This is a genomic window from Paraburkholderia sp. SIMBA_053 (assembly GCF_046534895.1).
In the GTDB taxonomy this organism is placed as follows: domain Bacteria; phylum Pseudomonadota; class Gammaproteobacteria; order Burkholderiales; family Burkholderiaceae; genus Paraburkholderia; species Paraburkholderia caledonica.
Genome location: NZ_JAWRXU010000001.1, coordinates 181,086 through 207,978, shown reverse-complemented (window position 1 = coordinate 207,978; position 26,893 = coordinate 181,086). Strand labels below are relative to the sequence as shown.

The following is a 26,893-nucleotide window of genomic DNA, read 5'->3' as shown; positions in this document are numbered from 1 at the left end:
GGAGGTGTCAGTCAGTAACGTTAAAGCGGGTGCGTCGTGGCAGCGGCCTTCGGCACCCAGTCTCATTCGACGTCGCGCGAGGAAGGATTAGGAGCCAGAATCACTTCGTACTCGGGCTCCCACGTCACGCTGTCCAGTTCGGCGATCTGCTCGCCGCTGTCCGGACGCGGATCATGACGAGCAGCGAGATAGACGGGCGCGTCGGCGCGCAGCGGCAGAATCGTCAGCATGAGCGGTGCGTCCGGATCGATCGCCACATTGCGCACGCCAATCCGCCACGGCAAACCGTTATAGAAGTGATCGTCGATCAGTTCCGTCCCGCTGAAAAGGCGCGCCACGTCGCCCCGATAGCGGATCGTCAGGTGAGCGTTGCTGAGACCATGTGCATCGACCGCGTCGCGAGTCACATCGATGCGCCAGGCGGCCGTCTTGCCGAACGTTTCCGGCAACGGCGCGACAGCGGCGTTGGCCGTGCCGCCGCGCATGACCGGCGGTACGGCTTGCGGCGCGCGAAGCGGCGTGACGCGCACGTCGAATGCCGACTGTGGAACGTGCACACGCAAACGCTGGAACACGCCGTGGCTCGATGCGTCGATGGTTGCGTAATCCGCCTGCAATGCGGACGGCAACTTTTGCAGCGGCGGATAGACATCGACATCGAACGCCGAAGCACTGTTCGAGCGCAGCACGAGATGGCCGTCGCGTTCGAAGGCGAACGCGTCGCTCAATATGAGCCTGCGCCGGCCGTCGAACGGCAACACGCTCAGTCTCTCCGCGTCCTTCCGCAAAAGCGTGAGGAAGACGAGGCGCGCGCCGTCGCGATCCGTGACGACGAACGCCGCGCCGTTGCGCGGCCGCACCACGAGCACGCCGTCGTCTTCATGCTGGCTCAACGCCGGCTCACCGCCAGGCGCGGGCGTCATACTGCTTTCCAGCGCGGCGATCGTCGCCACGCTGCGGGAGTCGAATGCGAACTCGGGCGCGATGCCGTCGGTGGCCGCGAACACCTGAACATCGCCATCGTCGCTCGATATCCGCGTCACCGGCTGCGCGGTCGCGTAACGCAACTGCACGCTGCCGAATCGCAAGCCGACCGGCCAGATGAACGATGTGCCCGGCGCAATGTCGACGGGCTCCACAGGCAGCGCGACGCTGCCGCTCGCAAGCTTCACCGAGAAACGCATGCCTCGATGCGCTGGCATCGCATGTTCGCGGACGTGATTGTTGAAGAACAGGAACCCCTGGTCGCCATTCGCGCGTACGGCGAAGCGCGGCGTCGCGAGGTCGGCGGGGCCATGCGATACGGTGTCGGGTGCATACACATCACATGGCGCAAGCACTGCGCCCCACTGCTTTAGGAAAAGGTGAATCGGCCGCAGCTTGCCGAGCACTTCGCGCGCCTCGCCATTCGCGCCGAACGGAGCCTGGAAGTCGTAATTGACGATCGGCACGTCGTTGTAGCCGCCGCTAGCCGTCGACTCCTGGCCGTCCATGTCGCCGGGCGGATTGCGTCCGCCGTGCAGCATGTAGTAGCCGTACAGGTTGACGCCCGAGCCGAGTTGCACGGGCAGCATCGCGGCGATGTCGTCGGCGTCGAGGACCGGCCGCCGCCGGTACATTGCGGGCACGCCGCCGCCGAACTCCGCGCCGAGAAAGGGCGTTTCGTGCGCGACGGCGTCGGCATCGCCCGGCGCGTCGCTGTGAGTCTGAGCGCCGAGATCGCCACCCACCCGGCTGGCGAAGCGGAATCCATAGACCTCGTTCGGCGGCGACATGTGCGGCGACACGCCCCACGGCAGATCGGAATAACCGCCGAACACAGGCGCGACTTCGCCGCGCGGAAAGACCGCGTTGTCCCACCCCGTCACCGTGTACAGCGGCACGTCGAGCCCCGCATCGCGCGCGAGGCGCTTGAGCGTCGCGATGTGCGCGGCACCTTGCTGCGGACCGCTCAGGTTGTACTCGTTCTCGAGCTGGATACCGATAACAGGTCCGCCGTCCTTCCATAACAGGCCGTGCAGCTGCGCGGCGATCTGCGAGAAAAGTCTTGCCACGTAGTGCAGATAAAGCGGGTTGTCGCCGCGCGTGGGCATCTGGTCGACGACCCAGCCAGGCAGCCCGCCATAGCGAACCTCCGCATGCACCCACGGCCCCACGCGAATCAACGCGAGCAGATCACGCTTCGCGCATGTTTCGACGAAGCGTCGCAAGTCCAGGCGTTCGCTCCAGTCGAACGTGCCCGCGCGCGGCTCGTGATGGCGCCACACGACATACGACGCGACGATATCGACGCCGGCTGCCTTCGTCTTAAGGAGCGTGTCGTCCCATTGACTGGCCGGCAGCCGCGCGTAGTGAATCTCGCCCATCACCGGCAGCCACGGCTTGCCGTCGCGTGTCAGATAGCGGCTGTTGATGCCGAGGGTGCCGCCGTCGGGCGAGGTCGATGTACCGACGCGCAGCGTGTCGTGCAACGGCGCGGTGGCGGGCGCGCTGGCGTCGATGCTCAGCGTGAGCGTTGCATGGCCGCCGGCCGCGCTGCCGGTGTTTGCGTCGGCGTCGTCGGCGGCGTGGCCGGTCAAGCTCGTCATGCCTGAGTCCACACGCACACGTCCGCGGTGCCGAGCGTACGGCTGCCCAGCACGAAGCGGGCGTTTGCCGGTGCAGGCGCTTCGACGGCTTGCGCGCCGAAGTTGAACGCGAAAGTCAGCGGGCCGCGCCTGCGAATGCGCACGCCTTCGGGCAGGTGAACGGGATTCAGCGACGCATCGCGTGCCGCCGCTTCGAGCAACGCGCGATGCAACGGCGGATCGAACCATGCGCTCGCGTAGCGGACGCGATCGCGCGCGACGACAGCCGGCCAGCCGTCGTCGAAGCGCGCCAGCACTTCGACGCCGTCGCGCGTTTCCAGATGCTCGCGCCAGTGCAGTGCGATCCCGGACACGCCGCCGAGTGTGGTGGAAGGTTGCAGACTCGGGCGCAACGAGTCGACCTCCAGCACCTTGAACGGCAGCAGCGTCTGCAACGGCCCCGGCGGCAGTTCGGAAGGAATCGCGAAGTCGAGTGTCTTCGAGCCCGTGCGCGGCCCGATCACCCACTGCGCGCCCGAGCGGCGAACCGTGTCGACGAAGCCGGGCGGCAAGACTGCGAGCCCCGGCACGACGATCAGTGCGTAGCCTTCCAGGTCCGCGTGCGCCGATACGATATCGACGTCCAGTGACATCTCGCGCAAGGTCCGGTAGTACTCGAACGCGAGCGTCTGATAGTCAAAGTCTTTGGCGTGGCGCTGAATCTCGAACATCCATTGCGTCTCGTAATCGAACACGAGAGCGACGGGTGCGCGGCCCGCCGGCCCGCTTTGCGCGAGCGCCGACAGTTCCGCAGACTTCGCGATTTCCTGCGCCGCACGCGCCACCTCGCGACCGCCGGGCGACGGCGTGTTGTCAGGCAGGTGCAGGCCCGAATGCATCTGCTCCTGGGCGAACGGCGCCTGACGCCAGCGGAAATACGACACCAGTTCCGCGCCGTGCGCGAACGCTTCGTAGGCCCACAGCCGCACCATGCCGGGCGCGGGCACGGGATTCCACGGCGCCCAGTTCACCGGTCCGGCCTCCTGCTCCATCACCCAGAAACGGCCGTGGCCGATGCCGCGATAGCGGTCGTGATCGAACGCGGACACGTCGGGATGTCCGGTGCGCGCATAGCGGGCCTTGTCGGCTTCCGTGAGCGCAATGACTTCGGTGCGCGCAATTGGGTAACTGTCCCATGTCGCCACGTCGATGCTGCCGTTCGAGGCAAAGCGGTAGTGATCGAAGGTGGTGAAGAAGCCCATGAAATTGTGCAGCACGTCTGCATGCGGCGCGTGCCGCCGCACTACCTCGGCCTGTTCCCGATGGAAGCTCGTCACCTCGTCGGACATGAAGCGGCGGAAGTCGAGCAGATGAATCGGGTTTGCGTCCGTCGGCGTGAGGTTCGGCAATTCGATCGAGTCGAACGACGGATACTCCATGCTCCAGAACACGTTGCCCCAGCGCGTGTTCAGTTCGCCGACAGTCTCGTAGCGGCGCGCGAGCCATTCGCGAAACCGCTGGCGAGCCGCGTTCGAATAGCTCGGCACGGTCTCGTGACAGCCGAGTTCGTTATCCGTCTGCCACGCGACGACGGCCGGATGCGCGCCGTAGCGCGCGGCCATTGCTTCGGTGATGCGCACGCATTCGCGCCGGTAGGGCTCGCTGCAAATGTCGTAGTGACGGCGCGAGCCGTAGTTCCATGTCGTGCCGTCGGCGCGCACCGGCAGCATGTCGGGAATCGCTTCGACGAGCCACCTTGGCGGCGACGCCGTCGGCGTGCCGAGCACGATTTTCAGGCCCGCGCCGGCCAGCGTGTCGATCGCCCGGTCGAGCCATGCCCATTCATAGACGCCCGCGCGCGGCTCCATGCGGCTCCATGCGAATTCGGCGATACGCACGTGCGTGATGCCCATGTCGACCATGCGTCGCGCGTCGTCGGACCACATCGTGTCGGGCCATTGTTCGGGGTAGTAGCAGACACCCAGTTGCATTGTCGTGATCTCCAAAGATCGGTGTTGTGCCGCGCTGCGCTCGCACGCGCGGTCTACGTTGAGCGACCGCTCAGCCCTTGCTGGCGCCGAAAGTGAGTCCGGCAACGAAGTGCTTCTGCATCGCGAAGAACATCAGCACCGACGGCAGCGCGGCCAGCACCGAGCCCGCCGCGACCAGGTTCCAGGCGGTCGTCCATTGGCCTTTGAGCGCGGCGACGCCGACGGTGATCGGCGCGGCGTCGTCGCCTTGGGTGAGGCACAGCGCCCAGAAATAGTCGTTCCAGACGAAGGTGAAGACGAGGATGCCGAGCGCCGCGAGGGCAGGGCGGATCAGCGGCAAGACGATGCGCGCGTAGATGGTCCATTCGCTCGCGCCTTCGACGCGCGCGGCCTCGATCAGCTCGAAAGGCAATTGCTTGATGAAGTTGCGCAGAAACAGCGTGCAGAAGCCCGTCTGAAATGCGACATGAAAAATGATGAGCGCCCAGACGGTATTGAACAGGCCCACTTTGAGCGCCATGTCGCGCACGGGAATCATCAGGATCTGCACCGGCACGAAGTTGCCGGCGACGAACGTGAACAGCACGACGATGTTGCCGCGAAAGCGATACGTGGCGAGCGCGAAGCCAGCCATCGACGCAAGCAGGATCGCGCCGAGCACGGACGGCACCGTGATCAGCATGCTGTTGGCGAAGTAGTGCAGCATCGGCGTTTGCGTGAGCGCCGCGCCGTAGTTGTCGATGAGCGCGAAGTGCTTCGGCCAGGTCCAGTAGTCGCCTTGCGACAACTCGTCGGACGAACGGATCGACGTGATGAGCACGGCGAGCATCGGCAGCAGCCACACGAACAGCGCGACGGGCAGCGACGCTTTGTACAGCGCGCGGCTCCACGGTTTCCAGTGTTCGACGGGAAGAGGGTACATGTGAGTCTCCTTTTTCGCTCTATCGGGAAGCGCGCGGCTCAGCGTTCCTCGCGCAGCATGCGGCGCAGATGGAACACGATGTAGACGAGCATGATCGCGAACAGCACGACGGCAATCGACGCCGAATAGCCTTCGCGGTAGTACTTGATGGCCTGGTCGTACATGTAGTACGCGAGCACGGTGGAGCTGTCGAACGGACCGCCGCCGCTCATCACCGAAATCAGATCGAAGCTGCGCAATGCGCCGATTACCGTCAGCACGACCGCCATGAAGGTGGCCGGGCGCAGTTGCGGAAGAATCACGTGCCAGAGCAGGTTCCAGCCTTTCGCGCCTTCCATGCGGGCGGCCTCGACGACTTCCGGATTGATGGAGGTCAGCCCCGTCAGATACAGCACCATGCAGTAGGGCGTTTGCGGCCACAGCGCGGCGAAGACGATGCCGAAGGTCACCGTGCGCGGGTCCCCGAGCACGGGAATGCCGTGTCCGACGATCAGCTTGAGCAGACCGAAAGCGGGATCGTAGAACCAGCTGAACACGAGTCCCACCACCACGCCGGACAACACGAACGGCGCGAAGAACAGCGACTTCACCACGCGCATGCCTTTGATCTGCTGGTTCAGATACAACGCGAAAAGCAGGCCGAGCGGCGGAGCGAGCAGGAAGAACACGAGCCAGATCAGGTTGTTCTTCAGCGCGAGATAGAACGTGTCGGCATGGAACAGCTCGACGTAATTCGCGAGACCGATGAAGGTCCTGGGCGTCATGCCGTCCCAGTTGTAGAAGCTGAGCGCGATGCTGGAGAAGATCGGATAAATCACGCAGAGCGCGAACAGCGCACAGCCTGGCAGCAGGAAAAAGAACGCGGCGCGATGGCGGGCGCGGCCCGAGGCGGACGCGCGTCGGCCGCGCGCCGTCGGCAGACGGGCAATGGACGTGGACATGACGAATCCCTCTTTCGATGCAGAAGCGGATCAGTGTGGCGGAGCGTGGCGCGGCGCACGATTGCCGGCGAGCCGCGCTGCTGCGAAGCCCTGCGGCGGCGTGGACGTCTGCACGACGACCACGCTGGACACGCCTGCCGCCAGCAGACTCAGTTGTGGTAAATGCGCTTGCGCGTCGCTTCGAGACGAGCAAGCAGCGAGTCGAGTTGCGATGGGTCGTTGTAGAACTGCTGCATCGCCTTCATGCCTTCGTCCGCCATTTCTTTCGTCATGTCGCGGTCGTAGAACTGCGCGATGCCGCCGGTCGTGCTGGCGAGCGTCTGGAACCCGACTCGGGAAATCGGATCGGCGGGTTCCGTTGCCTTGCTGTTCGACGGCAACTGGCCCCAGCCGCGCGCGAGGTCCGCGTTGATCTCGGGCGTCTCCATGAAGGCGAGCAGACGGCGCGCGTCAGTCTTGTTCTTCGCTTTTGCGGGGATCAGCAACACGTTCACAGGGCCGTCTTCCGCCACCGGCACTTTGGGATCGATCACGGGGAAGCGCATGAAACCGATCTGTCCTTTCACACTCGACGGAAGGCCCGCCGAGAAGAACGTGCCCATCAGCATCATCGCGGCTTTGCCGTTCACGAGGAAAGGCCCGATCGAATCGAGGTCGTACGAAAGCGCGTTGTCGATGTAGTAATGGTCGTCCATCAGCGTCTTCCAGGTCGTGTAGACCTTCTTCACGCGCGGATCGGTGTAGCGCACTTCACCTGCCATGAGCTTCTGGTGGAACGCGTTGCCGTTGATGCGCAAGTCCAGATAGTCGAACCACGCGGCGAGCGTCCAGCTATCGCGCGCGGCCACGGCAATCGGCGCGACGCCGCTCGCCTTCAGTTTTTTGCAGGCGTCGAGCAGTTCGTCCCAAGTCTTCGGTTCGCTCGAAATGCCCGCTTTCTCGAACAGATCCTTGCGGTAGAAAAAGCCATATGCGTCGTAGCCGAGCGGCGCGGAATACTGCTTGCCGGCGTATGTCGATGCCTGTTTGACCGACGCATACTGCTGGTCCCAGCCGTTTTTCTTCCAGTCGCCCGAGAGATCTTCCAGCAAGCCGCGCTTCGCGTAGTACGCCATGCGCTCGCCGTTGTGCCAGGAGACGACATCGGGAGGATCGGTCGCGAGCCAGCCGCCCATTTGCACCTTGTACGCTTCCTCGGTGATGTACGTGACCTTCAGGTCGACGTCGGGATTCGCTTTCTTGAACTTGTCGAATGCGTCCTGCCACGTCGAGCGCTGATTGCCGCGCGCCGACACGTTGATGTTCAACTGACCGGCGTCGGCTTGCGTCGCGAAACCGCTCAGCACCGTTGCCGAGAGAGCGAGCGCGACCGTGACGGCGCGCGGACTGAATGAGGCAAGCCGTGCAAAGCGGCTCGTGTGCGTAAAGGCCATCGTGTTGTCTCCTGTGACTGCGTTGTCGGCCGCCCGCGTCCGCGAACGGCGGTTGCTGCGAGCCGCGACGGCTCTATGACCGGCTGCGGCGTTTCGCGCGCGACAAGGCCTGTTGCGAGCCTTGCGCGCCGCATTCTCATGCCGTCTGTAGCGCGACGGCCTGCGCGTTGCCGACGATGGTCCGGTGCAGTGCAATGCCGTCTTCGTCGAACAGGTGACTCGCATCGGCGGGCAGATGCAGTGCGAGCCGCTCGCCGGTGCGCACATGCAGGTCACCCGGCGCTTTCGCGATCAGCGTGCCGCCCGCATGGTCGGCGTGAAGATAGCTGTGCTCGCCGAGCTGTTCGGTCAGCAATGCGTTGACGGCGAGCGTCTGCGTGCCGCCGGCGAACCGCACGTGTTCGGGACGAATGCCAAGCGTGACGCGCTGTCCTGGCTTGAGGCGCCTGCCGTCGACCAGCACGCGCAACGCGGTGCCGGCCATGCTGACTTCCACGCTGTCGTCGGCGATGCGCTCCACGACGCCGTCGATAAAGTTCATGCGTGGCGAACCAATGAAGCCCGCAACGAACTTCGACCGCGGCCGGTGATAAAGCTCCAGCGGCGCACCGATCTGCGCGATGCTGCCGAAGCGCTGCGTTTCCGCGCCTGCGTGCAGCAGGACGATCTTGTCGGCGAGGGTCATCGCTTCAATCTGGTCGTGCGTCACATAGACGACGCTCGCCTGTGCGTAACGCTGATGCAGCCGCGCGATTTCGATACGCGTCTGACCGCGCAGCGCGGCGTCAAGATTCGACAGCGGTTCGTCAAACAGGAACACACCCGGCTCGCGGACAATCGCGCGGCCGATCGCCACGCGCTGGCGTTGCCCGCCCGACAGTTCACGCGGCTTGCGTGCGAGGAGGGCGTCGAGTTGCAGCACGTGCGCCGCTTCGCGCACCTTGCGGTCGATCTCCGCTTTTGGCGTTTTCGCCAGCTTCAGACCGAAGGCCATGTTCTCGTAGACCGTCATGTGCGGGAACAGCGCGTAACTCTGGAACACCATCGCGACGCCGCGCTCGGCAGCCGGCACGCTGTTCATCGTACGGCCGCCGATGCTCACGTCGCCGTCGGTCTGATCTTCGAGTCCGGCGACGATGCGCAGCAAGGTCGACTTGCCGCAACCCGAAGGGCCTAGGAACACGCAGAACTCGTGTTCGCTGATCTCGAGGTTCAGGTCGCGAAGGACCGGCGCGTTGCCGCCGAAAGTTTTCTAGAATGCCGCGCAGGGAAATGGCCGCCATGGTTCGTCCTCCGTTTAAGCGCTTAAAAATCGGTTTACGAAAAATGCCGAAACGCTTGCGGCGTGGTCATTTAAGCGGTTAAATTGGGGGATGCGCGGCAGGGTGCTCATGACTGTCTCCTGATCGTTTCGAGAAAAGGTAGCGCAAGCCGGATGCGTCGCGCAACATCTGATTGGCGCTCCCTGAATATGGGAAAATTCTTAATCTTCTGCTTATGGCCACATTGAGTGATGTCGCGCGTCGCGCGAATGTGACGGCGGCGACCGTTTCGAATGTGCTGCGCAATCCCGACAAAGTGCGGCCCGAAACGTCCGAGCGGGTGATGCGCGCGATCCGCGAACTGGGCTATCGGCCGAATCTCAATGCCCGCGCGCTCGCGGAGGGCCGTTCGCCAACACTCGCGTTGATGCTTTCCAGCATCGCCAATCCGTTCTATCCGGAGTTCGTGCTGGCGGCCGAACGCGCCGCGCGTCGCGCCGGCTATTTCCTGATGGTGTGCAACACCGACGACGACGCCGAGACAGGGCGCGCATACCTCACGCAGATCGCCGGCACGCTTGCCGAAGGTGTGCTCGTGCTGAACACGGACATCGCGATCAACGAGCTGTGCGCGTCCGCGGCGGTCGGCGCGCCAATCGTGTTGAGCCTATGGGAGCATCCCGAGGACTTGCCCGCCTTGCCGTGTGTCGCCGTCGACTTCGCGCATGCGGGCGCGCTGGCGGCGCGTCATCTGCTGGAACTGGGACACCGCGACATCGGCATGCTGGTGGGAGACGGTTGCGGCGGCTTGCAGGACGCGCGCGCGAACGGTTTCAGATCGGTGATGCGCGATGCGGGCCTCGAACCCGACGACGCCGCCGTGCTGCAGATTCCCGACACGATCGACGCGGGCTTCACCGCCTGCATCGAATTGATGGAGCGCGAGCCGCATCTGAGCGCGCTGTTCGCGACCAACGATCTGCTGGCCATCGGCGCGTTGCAGGCGCTTGCCACGCTCGGACGCAAGGTGCCCGACGACGTGTCGGTGATCGGCATCACCGATATCCAGCTGGCGCACCAGGTGCGGCCCTCGCTGACGACGGTGGCTATCAACACGCAAGCCATCGCGGAGGCGTCGATCGAGTTGCTGATCCGGCTGATTCATGCGCCGGATGCCGCTGCGCCGCCGCCTTCCGTCGTCGCGCCGTTGCCGACGCTGGTGCGCCGGCAGTCGACGTGAGCGGAAGTTGATGAATCCGACAGTTGAACGATGGGGCACGCCGTTTTCTTATTTGGCAATTTGGTGGGCGAGGTCGTCTTGCGGGAGATCATCGTTGGTGATTTGACATAAGATAAATTATCACCTGAATGGATGTCAGGGCTTTTTAGAAATGTCCGGTTCGAGCCAGTTAGAAATGTCCGGTTCAGGACTGCCCGGGGCGCATGCTATCGACGCGCAATCCGGCGGAGCCTGCCATGAATGAGCCAGGACTGGTGACGATCAGCATGAACGAGCTACGACGCGTCAAGATTATCGAATCGGTCGTTGAAGGCCGTCTGAGCGGCGTGCGCGCGGCTGGGCAGATGGGACTGAGCGAGCGTCAGGTGTCGCGTCTGCGGCGCCGCTTCGAGGCCGCCGGGGCTGCCGGTCTGGTGTCAGCCAAACGCGGCAGACCGAGTAACCGGCAGTTTTCGATGAATCTGCGTGCCCGGGTGCTGGCCATCATCCGAGAGCGCAACGCGGATTTCGGACCGACGCTGGCGTCGCCGATGCTGCGATTGCCGCCAAGGACGCCGGGCTTGATGTCATCGCGATCACCGATACCCTCGCCTCGCCGCTCGTGCCGCCCGCGCGTCATGCGTTCTTGGTTCCGCACGATAGCAGCTTCTTCAGCAACAGCATGAGCGCATATCTGGTGTTTTGTGAGGGCCTGATGAATGTCGTCGCGGCCCATCTCGGAAAGCGCTCGCTGGAGGCGCTCGAACGGCGCGAGCGTCTAATCACGACGCTTGGCATCGAAATGTCCTGACAAGAACACCGGGAATGCCTGAGAGCGCGCGTCAGCAGATTACGTTCGTAGGTCTATAGGGGAGCTCGGCCGCGCGAAGACCGCCCCCCGAGCCAGCGAATGACGCTTCATGGCCGAACCCGGAAATCCAATGGCGGACTACGAACCGCCCGCGCGATCTGAGCGGCGGACCTTCCCTAGCCGCCCCACAACCGCCGATCAATATTGCCTGCAAATAACGTCCGCCTCGGAAACCGCTCCGACATCGTCGCTCTTTGAACAGTGACGCGAAGTTACGAGCCCACACGATTCCCTGGCAGCTACTTCTGACATTGGCCGTACCGCCGTGTCGACGCTTGATTGGTTGCGTTGCGGCGGCGTCAACCGACCGCTTACCCCAACGCGTGATTCGGAGCAAGCCGGAATACGCGGACAGTCGCCCTCAAACGCGCAGCCTGTTCGTCGAGCGACGCCGCCGCCGCGGTCGCCTGCTCGACCAGCGCCGCGTTCTGCTGCGTGACTTCGTCCATCTGCGAGACCGCGCGATTGACCTGCTCGATCCCGGTGCTCTGCTCGAGCGACGCGGCGGCGATCTCGGCCATAATGTCGCTCACGCGCTTGATCGATTGCACGATGTCGCGCATCCGTTCGCCGGCCGTCGCGACCTGCGCCGTGCCGCCCTCGACACGCGCCACCGACGAGCCGATCAGCGCCTTGATGTCCTTGGCCGCTGTCGCGCTGCGTTGCGCGAGCGAGCGCACCTCTCCGGCGACCACCGCGAAGCCGCGCCCCTCTTCGCCGGCGCGCGCGGCTTCGACCGCCGCGTTCAACGCAAGGATGTTGGTCTGAAATGCGATCCCTTCAATCACGCTGATGATCTGCCCGATCTTGTGCGACTCGTCGGCGATCTCCTGCATCGTGCCGATCACCTGATCGACCGCCGCGCCGCCGCGCGCGGTCGCGTCCGACGCGAGCACCGCGAGCTCACTCGCCTGGCCAGCGTTGTCGGCGTTCTGCTTCACGGTTGCGGTCAGTTGCTCCATGCTCGCCGCGGTTTCCTGCAGCGATGCTGCCTGCTCTTCGGTGCGTTGCGACAGATCGGTATTGCCTTGCGCGATTTCGCCGCTGCCGCTAGCAATCGTTTCGCTCGCGTTCTGAATGTCGCGCACGAGATCGCGCAGCTTCACGCGCATTTCGTTCAGCGCATAGAGCATGCTTGATCGGTCGCCGGGCGCGAGCGCGATTTGCGCGGCGAGATTGCCCGAGGCGATCTGCGCGGCGAACTCGCTCGCGTCGGCCGGCTCGCCGCCAAGCGTGCGACGGATGCTGCGCGTCATGAACCACGCCATCGTGGCGACCACCGCGAAGATCACTATGCCGATCGCGATCAGCGTGCGCGCGAGCCGCCAGAACACCGCGTTGATGTCGTCGTAAAAGAAGCCGGTGCCGATCCACCATTGCCATTGCGGAATCGCTACCACGCCTTGCAGTTTGGGGACCAGCGGCGCGTCCTGCGCCCGCTTGATCAGCACGTCGACCAATGCGATGTGCCGCTCCTGAAGGCCCTTCGCGTACGCTTGCGTGTCGGTCAGATCGCCCTCGAGCGTGCGGTTGCCGCCGGTCTTCGTGCCGACCAATGCGGCATTCGGATGGACTAGGTTGACGCTGTCGGTGCTGGTAATCCAGTAATAACTGCTGGCGTTTGCATTCAGTTGCGCGATCGCTGTCTTCGCGGCAGCCTGTGCATCCGTGCGGCTCAGCTTGCCACTCGCCTCCAGCGATTGGTAGTGCAGCGCGAGATGTTCGGCCTTATTCAGCATCTCGGTGATCTGCGCCCTTCTGCCCTCAATCAGCGCGCGGTCGAGTTGGGTCAGCGCAATCGCGCCGATGCAGATGACACCGGCGAGGGCCGCACCTACCAAAGAAATGAGTTTTGTGGAGACTTTCATGTTTGTGCGCGTTGTGAGGCCATTGGCAACTGAATGGCTTGCCTTTTTATCGGCGCCACGCCGGCGAACTTGAGCGACAGTTGCGCGAAAGCTTCCGCGCCGGTCCCTTGAAAACCCGAACAGTCAGGCGGCCCGAGCCCGAGCCTGCGCGAATTCATTATCGAGTCCGCGCCCGGCGTCATTACTCCGTCGATGCCGTTTAACTTCGTCAGGCGCTGCGCAGCCCTGTCAAAGCCACGCTAAGCCCTGGCCGGTGGTTGTTGTTCTTCAGGCAAAGCGTGGCGTTATGGCGATCGGCAATGCGCGCCGCAATTGCCAGTCCCAGACCGCTGCCTTGCCCCTTGGTCCCTGCGCTGCGATAGAAGCGGTCGCAAACCCGATCCAGTTCGTGCTCGCAAATTCCGGGACCGCTATCGACAACCGTTACGCTGACCTCAGTTCCCGCCCGGGCAAGTATCACGTCAACTTTTCCATGTTCCGGCGTGTAACGGATAGCGTTGTCAATCACGTTATTCAGCAGGACTTCGATACCGGCGGCTTCTGCGTGGATGTCATACGGATCGTCAGTGATTGAAGGGTCGGCGAAGTCCAAGCCGAGATCGATCTTCCTGGCTTCGGCAAGAAAGGAAGCGTCCGCTACGGCACGCTCCGCGAGTCCACGCAAACTGACGACTTCAAACTGATCAGCGCGGGGCGCATCTTCGCGTGCAAGAATCAGCAACTGGTGCACGAGGTGAATCATCCTGTCGAGTCGTCCCTTGATGCGCTCGAATGTACCTGGACTAGTCAACGAGCCATCCCGCTCGGCCGCCTGGATCTGAAGCTTCAGCGCGGCCAGCGGCGAACGAAGTTCATGCGCGGCATCTGCAACGAAGGTGCGTTGTGCACGTGATGCAATGTCGAGCCGGTTCAGTAGATCATTCAACGCATTGACGAGCGGCTCCAGTTCGACCGGACTACGTCTGTCCAGACGCAACGGAGCAAGTGAATTCAATGAGCGCGCCGCGAGCGCGTGAGAAATTCGTTCAAGCGGTGACAGAGCCCGGCCCACGACGACGAGCACGATCAGAATAATCGCCGGAAAGAATACCCCCAATGGCCACAACGTACGCAGCGCGAGACGCAACGCCAGATCGTTGCGTACCGATACGGGTTGCGCAACCTGCACGAAACGATCGCCCTGCTGTGCACCGAATACACGCCAGTGAACCTCCTGGTGTTCGATTGTGCGAATGCCAGCGGGATACCGGGGAAGATCGACACCGCCCAGCGACGCGTAAACCGGCGTCTCGGTGTTGCCCCAGATTTCGATGAAAAGCCGGTCTTCTGCGAGACCCTCGAAGTTGGGGCCGCGATGCTCTAACGACTTACCGTCGGTAAGGGTGGACGGTAGAGAAAGGGCGACCGTGCGTAGTTCGTAGTCGAACAGTTCGCTCGCCTCTAATCGCGCGGTATGAAAAATGCCATAACCTGCAGTCAATACCGCGGCACCGAGCCCTGCGATCAACCACCCGAGCAGCCAGCGGCGGATCGACGTCATTCGCACCTCTTGAGCCGATAGCCGACGCCGCGCACGGTCACGATGTGCTCAGCCCCCAGCTTGCGACGCAAATAAGACACGTGAACTTCGATCGTGTTGCTGCCGACCTCCTCGCCCCAGCCATACAGTTTCTCCTCTTCGATAAGTGCCTGTAACAGGCTGAATTCCCGTGGAAGCAGTGACAGTGGCTCGCCACGCAACGTCACCTCGTGGCTGACGGGGTCGAGCGTCAGGTCACCGTGCGTGTACAGCGGGCTGGTTTGTCCAGTGCGACGGCGCAGCAGCGCCCGCACCCGCGCCGCCAGTTCGTCGAGATCGAAAGGCTTGACGAGATAGTCATCGGCGCCGGCATCGAGACCCGCGATGCGGTCTTCGACTGCATCGCGCGCGGTCAGGATAAGCACCGGGGCACTTCCGCCACGCCGACGATAGCGGTTGAGAACGTCTACGCCGTCCGCCTTCGGCAGCCCAAGATCGAGCAACACGAGATCATAGACATCGTGATCGAGTGAGAGCTCGGCCTCACGACCATCGCGGGCCCAATCAATCGCATAGCCCGCGCGCCGCATGGTCTCCATGATCGGCTCGCCGATCATCTCATCGTCTTCCACTAACAACATTCGCATGGTGGTGCACCTCCTGACTCGTCCGTCACTGCCGATTGGCGAAGCTTAGCGCGGATGCGAGCGGCGCAACGGTATTCGAGAGTGCGGCGCATCGCTCAATGATGTGCGAAAAGGCCGCTCGCCGCGCCGGACGAGACGGCATTCAGCGAGGGCACCGTCCGCGATTCCGACGATCCCCCGGGCTGCTTACCGTAGCCTGTATCGGCGGACCCGGTTAGATTCGCCGACTGCTCTGTCGCCGGATAGTGCACCTTCGACTGCGTGCGATGGTCTTGCGCCGCCTGAGCGCTTTGCGCGCGCACGTCCGCGCGGGTCAGCGGGCCGTTCTCGGGTTGCTGCGCAAAACTTGCAACCGGCACGGCGGCGGCGATAACGACGAGGCTGATCGACAGTAGGTTTTTCATGGTGTATTCCATTTGAGTGAGTCTGCGATGGATTGCGCACGCCGGTGTCTTTACGTGTCCGTCGTGGACTGCAACGTTAGGACATGTTGCGACGCACTGCCTCAGATTACGCACGCAACCTTAGCGGACGCTTATGCGCCTTTCTCGTTCCTCGCGAACACTGAACTCAAAGCTGTCGGGACACTTCCGCGTCATTGAACCAGCCGACAATCAAGCCGCGAACGAAGGCGCAGGTGCGCAGATATCAAGCAGAAGAAACGTGCCGGGAAGCCCCCGTTCTAAAGCACAACACGGCGAGTTAAGGGTTTCTTAAGCGGCAATATGGAGAATAACCCGCTTTTTCAGGCATCCAGTTACGGCTGCCGCACATATTGTTTTGGGAGCCGATTTTGAGCGTACGCAGAATCGCAGAGGTCAATGCCTGGGCGGCGAAGGTGGCAGCACGTTGGTCTGCAGCGACACCGCCGGAAAGATTGCCGGATGGGGCGACCGCTGCACACGCTCACGGCGTCTCATACTGATCTGCTGGATTTTTTAGGGGTTCTTAAGTATTTCTTAAGACTTCGTGAAAAACGCTTTAGAGAAGTCTGCGAAACGTCGAGCGCGATCTCACCGGCAACTGCGTGCGCGGCAGGAAGATCGATGCGATCGCGCCGAGCGACGCCGCCTTCGATCCCACTCGCCCTCCCACGCCGGCAAGTGACTTTCCGCCATTTGTCCTCCACAGTACGCCCTATCAAGGAGCGTCATCGATGCATGCACAGTCCACCCGTTAGCATGATTTCTGCAACCGCTAATAGGCGCCTGCCCATTCCATCAATTCGGGCACTCGCATCCGCGTTGCTGACGTTGATTCTCGAAGGAGGTAGCTTTGTTCGATTCCAACGGGATTGTAAGCACTGCGAGACGACTCAAAAAAATTATGGAATGGCCTATTCATAAGTTCATGCCGGTTGCAATCAAGGCGTGGATTATGCAGCCGAACAACGCCTCGATCTCGAATACGACATGGAATGACGAGTACGATTCCGGAGCTTGGGATTATCTTTCCAGTACAAAGGAAGTCGGCCGGTACAGCGTGATCGTGGGATATTGCCTGCACTTCAAACCGGCGGCGCGCATTCTGGACGTTGGGTGCGGCACGGGCATCCTTGCGCGCTGGCTGTCGAATGCCGCAATATCCAGTTACCTGGGTATCGACCTGTCGGAAGCCGCCATCGAGAAGGCACGCCAGTCGAACATCCAAAGAGCAGAGTTCGCTGTAGCGGACGTCACCACGTTCCAGACTTCACAACTGTTCGACGTCATCGTCTTTAACGAAGTGCTCTATTACCTTAGGAATCCGGACGACTATCTCGGGCGATTCGCACGTTACCTTGCGCCCGATGGAATACTTGTCGTCAGCATGTGGCATCACGCCGATGGCATAAACACATGGAAACGGCTGAGGGCCGGGTTTGAGGAACTTGATCGTGTCCGTATTGTGCACGTCCAGTCTGGACTGAGATGGAATGTGGCCGTGCTGAGACCACGATAAATCTATCAACCGGTCCACTTGTAAATGCATAGGGCTCGCCCAGCAATCAAGCGTTCGTGGTCACCAGGCGATGCAGACAAATGGTTCAAAGAGCCGGGAGCGAGGCTCAAGGCGAGCAACGTTGCTTGAGTATCGATACCTCGGGCCGACCGGATCTAAGCTTGCCGAATCGGTCCAAGCTACTGCGCGAGCCTTCGAAAATGCAACGATGACGGCCAGGGTTTCCACTGTTTTCGATTGCGCGCGCGTAGAAACATGGGCCCCATTTTCCATTCTTTCGCCACCGGTCAACGCGGTAGGCACTCGACCTCGTCGGCGTCGATCCAATCTTCCGAAAGTCGCCGTAACCGGCCGTCCTCCTGCAATCACGGGTATGGCAGCGCGCGCCACATGCCAGTTTGAACTACTAGCCAAGGAACGTATCTATGCCAGCCTTTTCGATAATCGTGCCGGCCTACAACGTGCAGGACTACATCGAGGAAGCGCTGCAAAGCATTGCCGGACAGTCGTTCACCGACTTGGAGGCGATTATCATAGACGACGGATCGACAGACGCCACAGGCGCGATTGCGAAAAAGCTGTGTGCGCGCGACCCCCGTTTCAGATATATCCGTCAGCAAAACCGCGGCCAATCTGCTGCGCGCAACTTAGGCACATCAGTCGCAGTCGGCTCCTATCTGTATTACATGGATAGCGATGACATCATCGACAACGATACCTTGAATGTCTGCTATCAGGAATTCAAGGACCGGGAAGTTGACGTGGTCGTCTTCGAGGCAGTGGTCTTCCCGCCTGGCTCACCGGAGTACAGGCTCGAAGAACACTACTACCAGCGGCCGCTGGCAGACTCACCGATATGGTCTGGAGATTTCGTCGTTCAATCGCTGCGACAAGGGCGGTATTGCGTGTCGCCATGCTGCCTTATCGCACGACGGACTGCCATAGGCGACCTGCGCTTCATGGATGGCACCGTATATGAAGACAATTGTTTTTTTGTGTCGTTGATGCTGAATCAGAGGCTTAAAGTCGCCGTGCTGAACCAAAGGCTATACAAAAGACGGTTGCGGGCGGATTCAACGATGGTCGCAGCAAAAACACTCCACCATTACAACAGCATGTATCGAATACTTCGAGAAATGTCAGGGCTCTCGTTTGATGCACTCGAGCCACCGGAACGGGCCGTAATAAGAGAAGAAATCATCGGCAATGCGCTTGGGGATCTGCACTTTGTCAGCGCGCTCGTCGGTCCCGACATGAGGCTCCGCAAAATGAACGTTGCTGCCACGTGGCATGTCGCGACACACGTCTCGGCGCGGTTATTCACGCCCAAACGCATCCTGCTTGCGCTGGTGCCAGAACTGTATAAATTCAAGGCCGAAGGCCGGCGCTACCGCTAAAGACCATCTCCGCCGCATTGAAAATCCATGCGCATCACTTTCCTTGATCTGGCGCAGCGATATGTGAGTCGACGCTGCGAGACAAGGGTCACGACGGCATTGTCGGCGAAACCGAGCGCGCTGGCAGAGTGTGACGATGAAGAACGCAAAGGCTACTGCGCCTGTCTGGGCGTGCCGCGCATGGGCAAAGACTCGGCTCCTGTCCCAGCCTCTGCCACTCGACATGGAAGGACTGTGTTTTCTCACAAGGCCAGATGTGCTCGGCGTCAACGTGTTGCATGGCGAGAACTATCACCTCGGAATGTCGGTCAGTTTCGACTTCCAGTCGCGATCGTCGTCCGACGATGCGCGACTAAAAGGCTTGCCCGATGTGCACTTCGGACCGAAGCTGCGACTCTTCGGCGATTACACGGTGTGGGCGTTCACCGGCGCGGTGGCGGCCTATCAGGACATCGCGGGAACAGGACAAGGTCTGACGGCGACGGCCGATTTATTCATGTCGGCGCCAATCGGTAACTGGCTCATTTCGATGGGCCCGGGCCTCACCTGGGCCAACGCGACCTATACGAAGACCCTGTTCGGCATTACGCCGCAGGAAAGCGCGGCATCGGGATTGCCGCACTACGATACCGGTTCCGGCATGCGCGATATTCACTTCAACGTGAATGCAACCTACAAAATCAGTCCGCACTGGTCGGCGAGCGTCGAGGCCGTTGTGGGACGCCTCGAGCATTACGCCGCAGGCAGTCCAATTACCGAGCGGCGGCTCGACCTCAACGGCGTGGCGTCCGTGCTGTACCGCTTCTAGCAACGAAAATCGTTCGCGCGATCCTGGCGGCCCGAGTAAACCCAGCGCTCATACTTCACTGTGGTAAGAGAGGAAACAGCCGGCAAGCAGTCGAGCCATCATCATGGCAACGTTCGCTGTGTCCCGCAGAGCCGACCCCTGAACGTCCGACCGACGGCGCATGTGAACGGCGGGTTGTGGCCGAACCCGGAAGTCCCCCGCCTCCCGCAGGTGCCGCACTCACATCAACGACGCCATGCAACCGAGCCTCTGCTGGCTTCAGCGCCTTTATGTTCGAAAGCGACTCGCCGCCGACCGGAGTGTCTGCGCCTGGTCGGCAAGTGACAGTGCTGCCGCAGTAGTCTCTTCCACCAGCGCCGCATTTTGCTGGGTCGTTTCATCCAGTTGTGAGACAGCGCGGTTGACCTGTTCTATGCCATCCCGTTGCTCTTTCGCGGCCGCCGCTACTTCCTGCATCACGTTGCTCACTTTTTCGATCGACTGCACGATCTCCATCATCGTGCGGCCTGCCTGATCGATGAGCCCCGATCCTTCAGTCACGCCCGTCACGGCTTCGTCGATCAATGCCTTGATTTCCTTTGCCGCGCTGGCGGAGCGCTGTGCGAGCGTACGCACTTCAGCGGCAACCACAGCAAAGCCACGACCCTGCTCGCCCGCGCGGGCCGCTTCGACGGCGGCATTCAATGCCAGGATGTTCGTCTGAAAAGCGATCCCTTCGATCGTGCCGATGATGGACGCGATCTTTGTCGACTGATCCGATATGCCGGCCATGGTTCGCACAGCGCGATCCATCACGACACCGCCCGTCTTCGCGATGCCCGATGCGTTGCTGGCATATTCGGTAGCGAATCCGACACGCTCGCTATTTTGCGCAACGGTTGCTGTCAGTTCTTCCATGCTTGCCGCCGTTTGTTCCAGCGCGGCCGCCTGCGCCTCGGTACGCCGGGACAGGTCCGAGTTACCCGATGCGATTTCGCTCGTGGCGCTCGCCATCGACTCGCTGCTCGAGAGGACGGTTGTGACCGTCGATCTCAGGCCCTCCTGCATCGATGAAAGGCCTTGCATCAGCGCACTCATCTCGTGACGGCCTTCCACTTGAACCTTGTTCGAGAGGTCTCCGTTTGACATCGCCGAACAGACCTCCAGCGCTCGGGTCAAAGGACGGCCAATCGCGCGATGCAGGCCGATCGCGCACACTAGTGACAGAAGGATGGCGACGCAGAGTGCTCCTACCGATGCGCCGCTCACCGTGCTGAGTGTCGACTGGAAATTCTCGTAGCTCGACTCGCCGCTCGTCATCAGGTAGTCGTTGAGCGCGTCGGTGCTCCTGGTGAATGCGAGCGCCAGCGGCGGCATCACGTCCATCGTGATCCGGTTAGCGGCAACCGCATCGCCCGTTTCGAGCGACTGCAGCGTGGGCTCGATCGCACCTTTGATCAACCGGTCGAATGTCAGCGAGACGGCCTCTGCCAGCTTTTGCTGCTCAGCGGATTTCGGCAGCGCGAGATAGCGTTCGTAGGCCTTCTTCGACGTCGCCAGATAGGCGCGTGCTTTTTGCAGAAGCACTTTTACGTCCGGCGATTCCGGGTGCAGGAGCGCCCGGTCCATCGAAACGCGCGCGATCGCCATGTTGTACCTGGTGTCGCCAAGCGCGACCGCTGACGATAATTGCACCGCATAGATTTCGTGGAGCGCCGACTTCCCCTCTTGCGTTCCCCACTGACCGAACGCGGCAACGACCAACATCAGGGCGACGAGCAGGCCGAAGGCGAGCGAGATCCGCGCCCTGATTGAGACTTTCGAAAACATGTGTAAATGTCCGCTGGATGACGTGAGCCCCGCAGGGGATTAAACCGATATGTCCGTACATATTGTTTATCGGTCGCATCACCCGAACATGGATCGGTGTAAACCCTCACGCTCCTGAGCGCTTCAACCTCATCGATACGGCGAACCGGTCGGCGGGATGCACACTCACCGACACTTCGAAGGCCACGCCCGTCGAATCGATATAGCGGCGCACAATTTCCAGCGCCGCCGAAGCGATTGGCATCTGAAGTCGCTCGGCCATCTCTTTCGTGACGTTCACAGCCTGCACGTTTTGCTGGATTTCAACGACACAGCGGCCGTAACGCGCCTCGATCAGCGAACTGATCAGCGTGTCGGGCGCTGCCTTCGCTTCCTCGGCGATCTCCGTGTAGGTCGGATCGATGTAGACATCCGTCCAGCCGAGAGGCGGACGCGAACGGTCGCGTTCGATACGCAGGCTCGACACACGCAGCCAGTGCGCACCTTCTTCGCATTGCAGAACCTCAGCGAGCCTGCCGGTCACGGTAACCTCTTTTACCGACTGGATGACCCGCAGATGTTCCGAGCCGAACTGCACCAGATCCTCGACTGAACCCAGCGAAGGACGGAAATCATTCTTCGGCTGCGCCGACTCGACGCGCGTACCGGCGTTCTTGCGCCGAGACACGAATCCGAGCTGCTGAAGCTCGTTTAGCGCCGCGCGAATCGTGTGCCGGCTGGTGTTGTACCGATCGCGCAACTCCAGTTCGGTCGGCAGATAGGAGCCGACAGGAAAGCGTCCGCTGGCGATGCCCTCGGTCAGATCGCGAGCGATGTCGGCGTAATGAGGTCTGTTCATGCTTTGCAAAGTGAGGAGAAACGTACGGGATCGATGCGCATCCAGGGTTAATCATAACTTGAACGATATGTTCGAACATATTATCTTCCATATGTCCGGACATATTAGCAACCTGTCTGCGCTTCGCACACTCCCGCTTGCTCGACTCAAGGCATCGTCATGACTACCCGCACCACTCCGCTTTCCAGCACCGTCTTCGATTCGATCCTGTTTCGTGACGCCTTCGGCACCGCCAAAATGCGCGCCCTGTTTTCTGATTACGCGCTGGTGCAGCGCTATATCGACGTCGAAGTCGCGCTCGCGAAGGCGGAAGCGCGCGTCGGCGTGATCCCGGCCGACGCTGCGGATGTGATCGCGCGCGAGTCGCAGATCGAGCGCATCGACTTCGACCACATGCGCGAGGAGACGGACATCGTCGGCTATCCGATTCTTCCGCTCGTGCATCAACTGGTCGGCATGTGCGGCGAGGCAGGCCGCTATGTGCACTGGGGCGCGACGACGCAGGACATCATGGATACGGCCGTCGCGCTCCAGGTCCGCGACGCGCTCGATTCGATCGATGCCGATATCCGCGAACTGCGCGGCATCCTCGTGGATCTGTCGAAGAAGCACCGCGACACGCCGATGGCGGGCCGCACGCATCTGCAGCAGGCGTTGCCCGTCACCTTCGGTTACAAGACCGCGATCTGGCTGGCGATGTTCGACCGCCATCAACAGCGCATTGCGCAACTGCGACCGCGCGTGGCCGTGGTCGAGTTCGCGGGTGCGGCCGGCACGCTGGCATCGCTGGGCGACAAGGGCTTCGACGTGCAGAAGGCGCTTGCCGCCGAACTGCAACTCGGCGTGCCCGCGACGACCTGGCACGTCGCACGCGATGGCTTCGCCGAGGCCGTCAATCTGCTTGCGCTCGTCACCGGGTCGCTCGGCAAGATTGCAACCGACATCATGATCATGGCGTCCAACGAATTCGGCGAAGTGTACGAGCCGTTCGTCAAGGGTCGTGGCGCGAGCAGCACGATGCCGCAAAAGCGCAACCCCATTTCAAGCGAGCTGATGCTCGCAGCCGCGAAAGCCGTGCGACAGCAGGCCGGCCTGATGGTCGACGCGATGATCCAGGACTTCGAGCGCGCAACGGGACCGTGGCACGCGGAATGGATTGCGATTCCCGAAAGCTTCATCCTCGCTTCGGGTGCGCTCCATCAGGCGAAGTTCGCGCTGGGCGGCCTCATCGTCGACACGGATCGCATGAAGCACAACCTCGGCATCAGCAAGGGGCTGATCGTCGCCGAAGCCGTGATGATGCAGATGGCACCCTACACCGGCCGCCAGCAGGCGCACGACATCGTCTACGATGCGTGCCGTACCGTGAACGAAAGCGGCGGCACACTCGCCGAAGCGCTGGCGGCACTGCCAGAGGTCACCCGGCATTTCGATCGCGACGCGATCAACGCGATGACCGATCCCGCCAACTATCTGGGCCTCGCGCCGCAAATGGTCGATCGCGCCATCGCGCTGTCGAGCGAGATCTGACGAACGCTGCGGAGGAGCTACACCATGACGAACGACAACACATCAGGTAACGGGTCAGTCACGCCACCGGCAAAGCGGCCGTGGTATCGCAAGCTTGGGATGCAAGTGCTGATCTCACTCGTGCTTGGTATTGCTGTTGGCCTGATCTTTCCGAAGTTCGGCGCGCAGCTGAAGATCCTCGGCGATATTTTTCTCGCGCTGATCAAGGCAGGCGTTGCACCGCTCGTGTTTCTCACTATCGTGCATGGCATCGCATCGGCGGGCGACGTAAAGAGCGCGGGGCGCGTCGGCTGGCGCTCGATTGTCTACTTCGAGGTCGTGTCGACCATCGCACTGGCCGTCGGACTGCTGGCGGGCAACCTGCTGCAGACAGGCAAAGGCATGACGGCCGTCACACCTGGCACGGCGCCTGTCATCGCGGCAAAGGCCGCGCCGCAAGGCTTCACCGAGTTCGTGATGCATCTGGTGCCCGACAACTTCATCGGCGCGTTCGCGAAGGGTGAATTACTTCAGGTCGTGGTGCTGGCCGTGATGGTCGGGATCGGTATTCTGGCGATTCCCGAAAGCCGCCGCGTGCACATCAACGAAGGGCTCGATCTTATTTCGCAGGTGCTGTTCTCGTTCATCAATCTGGTGATGAAGCTCGCGCCGCTCGGCACCTTCGGCGCAGTAGCGTTCGCGGTCGGCAGCAACGGCACGGCCGTGCTGGTCGCGCTCGCGCAACTCGTGCTGAGTTTTTATGCGGTCATCGTTCTGTTCATCGTCGTCGTGATGGGCGTCATCGCGAAGCTCGCGGGCTTCAGCATGTGGCGCTTCATGCGCTACATCAAGGATGAAATCCTGATCGTGCTCGGCACGGCATCGTCGGAAAGCGCGTTGCCACGCCTGCTCATCAAGCTCGAACGCCTCGGCTGCACGAAACAGACGGTGGGCCTCGTCCTGCCGACGGGTTATGCATTCAACCTGGACGGCACGTCGATCTTCATGTCGATGGGCGTCATGTTCATTGCTCACGCGTACAACGTACCCATTACGATCGAACATCAGATCGGCATCCTGCTGCTCATGCTGCTGACGTCGAAAGGCGCGGCGACTGTTTCAGGCGGATCGTTCGTCGTGTTCGCGGCGACGGTCACGTCCACGGGCATTCTTCCCGTGGAAGGACTGGCTGTCATTTTCGGCGTGTACCGCTTCATGTCGATGGCAATCGCCACGTGCAACACGATCGGCAACAGCCTTGCTACCGTGGTGGTCGCGCGCTGGTCGGGCACATTAGACGCGAAAGTCGCGAAGCGTCATCTCTATCCCGAGCTTTTTCCTGAAGTCGCGGAAGCGGATGAGCGCGTGACCGACGGCGAACTTTCGCCCGAAAACCTCAATCAGGTGAACCCTCGTCCGGCCACGCTTCGATAACCTGCGTTAATCGAACACTGGCATCGACGCATGACGAAGGCGGCTGGCATCAGTTTGATCCAGCCGCTTTCCGCTTTCGAATGCGGAGCCGCTCGTTGACGCGTGATGGGCTCCGCCCGTTCATATTCGACCTGGAAACGCCCACCATGAATACGCGCACTGAATCGGATGCGTTCGGACCCGTGGATATTCCCGCGCATCGCTATTGGGGCGCGCAAACTCAGCGTGCGCTGGACGTGTTCGGCGCGGCAGAAGAGCGCTTTCCCGCCGCGCTGACTCACTCGTTCGGTTTGCAGAAACGTGCGGCTGCACGCGCTAACCGCGAGTGCGGCGTCATTGATCCGCATCTCGCCGATGCAATCGAGGCAGCCGCCACGGAACTGAGTGACGGGAAATGGGACGATCACTTTCCGCTGAGCATCTGGCAGACCGGCTCAGGGACACAAACCAACATGAACGCGAACGAGGTCATCGCCAACCGCGCCAATGAACTGCTCGGCCAGCCGTTGGGGACAAAGTCGCCGGTCCATCCGAACGATCACGTCAATGCGTCACAGTCATCCAACGACAGCTTTCCGACCGTCATGCATGTCAGCGCCGCGCTCGAACTGACCGGGCGTCTCCGACCTGCGCTCGTATCGATGCAGGCGTCGCTTGACGAACGCGCACGCGCATTCGCCGATGTGGTGAAAATCGCGCGCACCCATCTCATGGATGCCGTGCCGACGACGATGGGCCGCACTTTCGCAGCGTACGCTCATCAGATGGAAGCGGCGATTTCGCGCATCGACGCAGCGCTGCCACAGCTCATGGTGCTTGCCCAGGGCGGCACGGCCGCAGGCACAGGACTGAATGCACCGGCGCAGTTCCCGGAGCGCTTCTGCGCGGAACTCGCTGCCAGCACAGGCCTGCCCTTTCGAACGCATCCACACAAGCTGGAGGGCATGGCGTCGCACGATGCGTTGGTCGATGTCTCGGGCGTACTCAATACGATTGCGACATCGCTTTTGAAGCTTGCCAATGACATTCGACTGCTTGGTTCGGGACCGCGCTGCGGGCTCGGCGAACTGATTGTCCCCGATGACGGCCTCACTTCCTCGATCATGCCGGGAAAGCGCAATCCGACGATCGCCGAAGTGCTGGTGCAGGCGTGCTTCCAGGCGATGGGCAATCACCAGACGGTGACGCTTGCGGGGGGGTCCGGTCTGTTCGAGTTGAACGTCGCGAAGCCGGTGCTCATCTACAACGTCCTGCAGTCGATACGCGTCCTGACCGATGCATGTCGAAACTTCGACGAACGCGTCGTAAAGGGTCTTCAGGTCGACACGACGCAACTTGCAACGAACGTGGAGAACGCACTGTTGTCGGTGACAGCGCTCAATCCGGTGCTTGGCTATGATGCCGTCGCGCGGATCACTGCGCTCGCGTTGCGCGAAGGCATTACGCCGCGGGCTGCGGCGCTGTCGCTCGACCTCATCGACGCGAACCGGTACGACAGGATCGTCGATCCCGCGCGGCTGGCGAATGGTGAATAGCATACACGGGGCGTTCGAGGACGGTCGCGTTTGTACGCGTTTATACGCGTTTGTACGCGGCCGTCCTCGAACGCCTCAAATCGACCCACCGCGGACCTTGGACTTCGAGTGGCCTTGACGGCGGCTTCGAGAATTACAACGGCCACTCGCCATCAGTCCAGAAAGACGATCGATTTCCGCCTCAGCGCGAGGCGCGACGTGGCTGCATCAAACGCAGCCCGTCGCCCGCAAGCCCTTACAAGCGGTCGAGAAACACGAACGCGGCCCCGAGCGGGTTGATGATGCTGATCAATACGGTGAAGCCGACCAGCATGTTCGAAATGAGACCGCCAGTCACGAGGCTCTTTGCTATATGCTGGTACAACGGTGCTTCCGATCAATA

19 protein-coding genes and 3 pseudogenes are annotated in these 26,893 nt (G+C 61.8%); 9 read left to right on the top strand and 13 right to left on the bottom strand.

Annotation, left to right across the window (positions count from 1 at the left end; all coding sequences use genetic code 11):
• Positions 1-62 precede the first annotated feature (62 nt).
• The 6 genes and pseudogenes from SB753_RS00950 to SB753_RS00925 all read right to left on the bottom strand — a co-directional run bounded on the left by SB753_RS00950 (position 63) and on the right by SB753_RS00925 (position 9,137).
• Positions 63-2,588 carry a beta-galactosidase gene (locus tag SB753_RS00950; protein WP_410798548.1) on the bottom strand — a complete coding sequence of 842 codons (2,526 nt, stop codon included), beginning with the start codon at positions 2,586-2,588 and terminating at the stop codon, positions 63-65.
• Entirely contained in the window at positions 2,585-4,558 is a 1,974-nt protein-coding gene (locus SB753_RS00945) for a beta-galactosidase (protein WP_310350220.1), read from the bottom strand. The genes SB753_RS00950 and SB753_RS00945 overlap by 4 nt, the downstream gene beginning before the upstream one ends.
• 70 nt (positions 4,559-4,628) lie before the next feature.
• A complete protein-coding gene (locus SB753_RS00940; protein ID WP_288825728.1) occupies positions 4,629-5,480 on the bottom strand; it encodes a carbohydrate ABC transporter permease in 852 nt (283 codons plus the stop codon).
• A gap of 38 nt (positions 5,481-5,518) precedes the next feature.
• Positions 5,519-6,421, bottom strand: a complete 903-nt coding sequence (locus SB753_RS00935) for a carbohydrate ABC transporter permease (protein WP_410798546.1) — start codon at positions 6,419-6,421, stop codon at positions 5,519-5,521.
• A gap of 149 nt (positions 6,422-6,570) precedes the next feature.
• On the bottom strand, positions 6,571-7,854 hold the full coding sequence (locus tag SB753_RS00930; RefSeq protein ID WP_410798545.1) for an ABC transporter substrate-binding protein: 1,284 nt from the start codon (positions 7,852-7,854) through the stop codon (positions 6,571-6,573).
• A 136-nt stretch (positions 7,855-7,990) separates the two neighbouring features.
• Positions 7,991-9,137: pseudogene (locus tag SB753_RS00925) on the bottom strand (ABC transporter ATP-binding protein).
• 214 nt (positions 9,138-9,351) lie between these two features.
• Between SB753_RS00925 and SB753_RS00920 the strand changes: the two are divergent.
• The 3 genes and pseudogenes from SB753_RS00920 to SB753_RS00910 all read left to right on the top strand — a co-directional run.
• Positions 9,352-10,356 carry a LacI family DNA-binding transcriptional regulator gene (locus SB753_RS00920; RefSeq protein ID WP_410798543.1) on the top strand — a complete coding sequence of 335 codons (1,005 nt, stop codon included), beginning with the start codon at positions 9,352-9,354 and terminating at the stop codon, positions 10,354-10,356.
• A 203-nt stretch (positions 10,357-10,559) separates the two neighbouring features.
• Positions 10,560-10,742 (top strand): annotated as a pseudogene (locus SB753_RS00915) (hypothetical protein); the annotation flags it as partial.
• A 137-nt stretch (positions 10,743-10,879) separates the two neighbouring features.
• Positions 10,880-11,146, top strand: a pseudogene (locus SB753_RS00910) (RpiR family transcriptional regulator); the annotation flags it as partial.
• A gap of 371 nt (positions 11,147-11,517) precedes the next feature.
• Here SB753_RS00910 and SB753_RS00905 read toward each other — a convergent pair.
• The 4 genes from SB753_RS00905 to SB753_RS00890 all read right to left on the bottom strand — a co-directional run bounded on the left by SB753_RS00905 (position 11,518) and on the right by SB753_RS00890 (position 15,644).
• Positions 11,518-13,074 carry a methyl-accepting chemotaxis protein gene (locus SB753_RS00905; RefSeq protein ID WP_410798541.1) on the bottom strand — a complete coding sequence of 519 codons (1,557 nt, stop codon included), beginning with the start codon at positions 13,072-13,074 and terminating at the stop codon, positions 11,518-11,520.
• Between the two features lie 208 nt (positions 13,075-13,282).
• On the bottom strand, positions 13,283-14,614 hold the full coding sequence (locus SB753_RS00900) for an ATP-binding protein (protein WP_410798539.1): 1,332 nt from the start codon (positions 14,612-14,614) through the stop codon (positions 13,283-13,285).
• Positions 14,611-15,240, bottom strand: a complete 630-nt coding sequence (locus SB753_RS00895; protein WP_410798537.1) for a response regulator — start codon at positions 15,238-15,240, stop codon at positions 14,611-14,613. Before SB753_RS00895 ends, SB753_RS00900 begins: the two co-directional genes overlap by 4 nt.
• Positions 15,241-15,335: 95 nt before the next feature.
• Positions 15,336-15,644 carry a DUF2673 domain-containing protein gene (locus SB753_RS00890; RefSeq protein WP_408472923.1) on the bottom strand — a complete coding sequence of 103 codons (309 nt, stop codon included), beginning with the start codon at positions 15,642-15,644 and terminating at the stop codon, positions 15,336-15,338.
• Positions 15,645-16,515: 871 nt separating this feature from the next.
• Here SB753_RS00890 and SB753_RS00885 point away from each other — a divergent pair.
• From SB753_RS00885 to SB753_RS00875, 3 genes are all read left to right on the top strand, one after another.
• Positions 16,516-17,181 (top strand): class I SAM-dependent methyltransferase, encoded by a 666-nt coding sequence (locus SB753_RS00885; RefSeq protein ID WP_410798535.1) that lies wholly within the window; start codon positions 16,516-16,518, stop codon positions 17,179-17,181.
• 425 nt (positions 17,182-17,606) lie between these two features.
• Complete coding sequence (locus SB753_RS00880; protein WP_410798533.1) at positions 17,607-18,578, top strand: glycosyltransferase family 2 protein; 972 nt, start codon at positions 17,607-17,609, stop codon at positions 18,576-18,578.
• 136 nt (positions 18,579-18,714) lie between these two features.
• On the top strand, positions 18,715-19,386 hold the full coding sequence (locus tag SB753_RS00875; RefSeq protein WP_410798531.1) for a MipA/OmpV family protein: 672 nt from the start codon (positions 18,715-18,717) through the stop codon (positions 19,384-19,386).
• A 267-nt stretch (positions 19,387-19,653) separates the two neighbouring features.
• On the opposite strand, the gene SB753_RS00870 is transcribed toward SB753_RS00875, so the two are convergent.
• Both SB753_RS00870 and SB753_RS00865 read right to left on the bottom strand, forming a co-directional pair.
• The gene (locus tag SB753_RS00870) at positions 19,654-21,195 is read right to left on the bottom strand and encodes a methyl-accepting chemotaxis protein (RefSeq protein WP_410798529.1); all 1,542 of its coding nucleotides are present in this window, start codon (positions 21,193-21,195) and stop codon (positions 19,654-19,656) included.
• Between the two features lie 106 nt (positions 21,196-21,301).
• A complete protein-coding gene (locus tag SB753_RS00865; RefSeq protein WP_410798527.1) occupies positions 21,302-22,033 on the bottom strand; it encodes a GntR family transcriptional regulator in 732 nt (243 codons plus the stop codon).
• Positions 22,034-22,192: 159 nt separating this feature from the next.
• On the opposite strand from SB753_RS00865, the gene SB753_RS00860 reads away from it, so the two are divergent.
• From SB753_RS00860 to SB753_RS00850, 3 genes are all read left to right on the top strand, one after another.
• Positions 22,193-23,563: an adenylosuccinate lyase family protein gene (locus SB753_RS00860; RefSeq protein WP_131320648.1), complete on the top strand. Its 1,371-nt coding sequence runs from the start codon at positions 22,193-22,195 to the stop codon at positions 23,561-23,563.
• Between the two features lie 24 nt (positions 23,564-23,587).
• Positions 23,588-24,976, top strand: coding sequence for a cation:dicarboxylate symporter family transporter (locus tag SB753_RS00855; RefSeq protein ID WP_408472906.1), 1,389 nt, complete (start codon positions 23,588-23,590; stop codon positions 24,974-24,976).
• Between the two features lie 146 nt (positions 24,977-25,122).
• Positions 25,123-26,511 (top strand): class II fumarate hydratase, encoded by a 1,389-nt coding sequence (locus SB753_RS00850; RefSeq protein ID WP_410798525.1) that lies wholly within the window; start codon positions 25,123-25,125, stop codon positions 26,509-26,511.
• Between the two features lie 235 nt (positions 26,512-26,746).
• Here SB753_RS00850 and SB753_RS00845 read toward each other — a convergent pair whose 3' ends face one another.
• On the bottom strand, positions 26,747-26,875 hold the full coding sequence (locus tag SB753_RS00845) for a hypothetical protein (RefSeq protein WP_410798523.1): 129 nt from the start codon (positions 26,873-26,875) through the stop codon (positions 26,747-26,749).
• Positions 26,876-26,893: the final 18 nt, after the last annotated feature.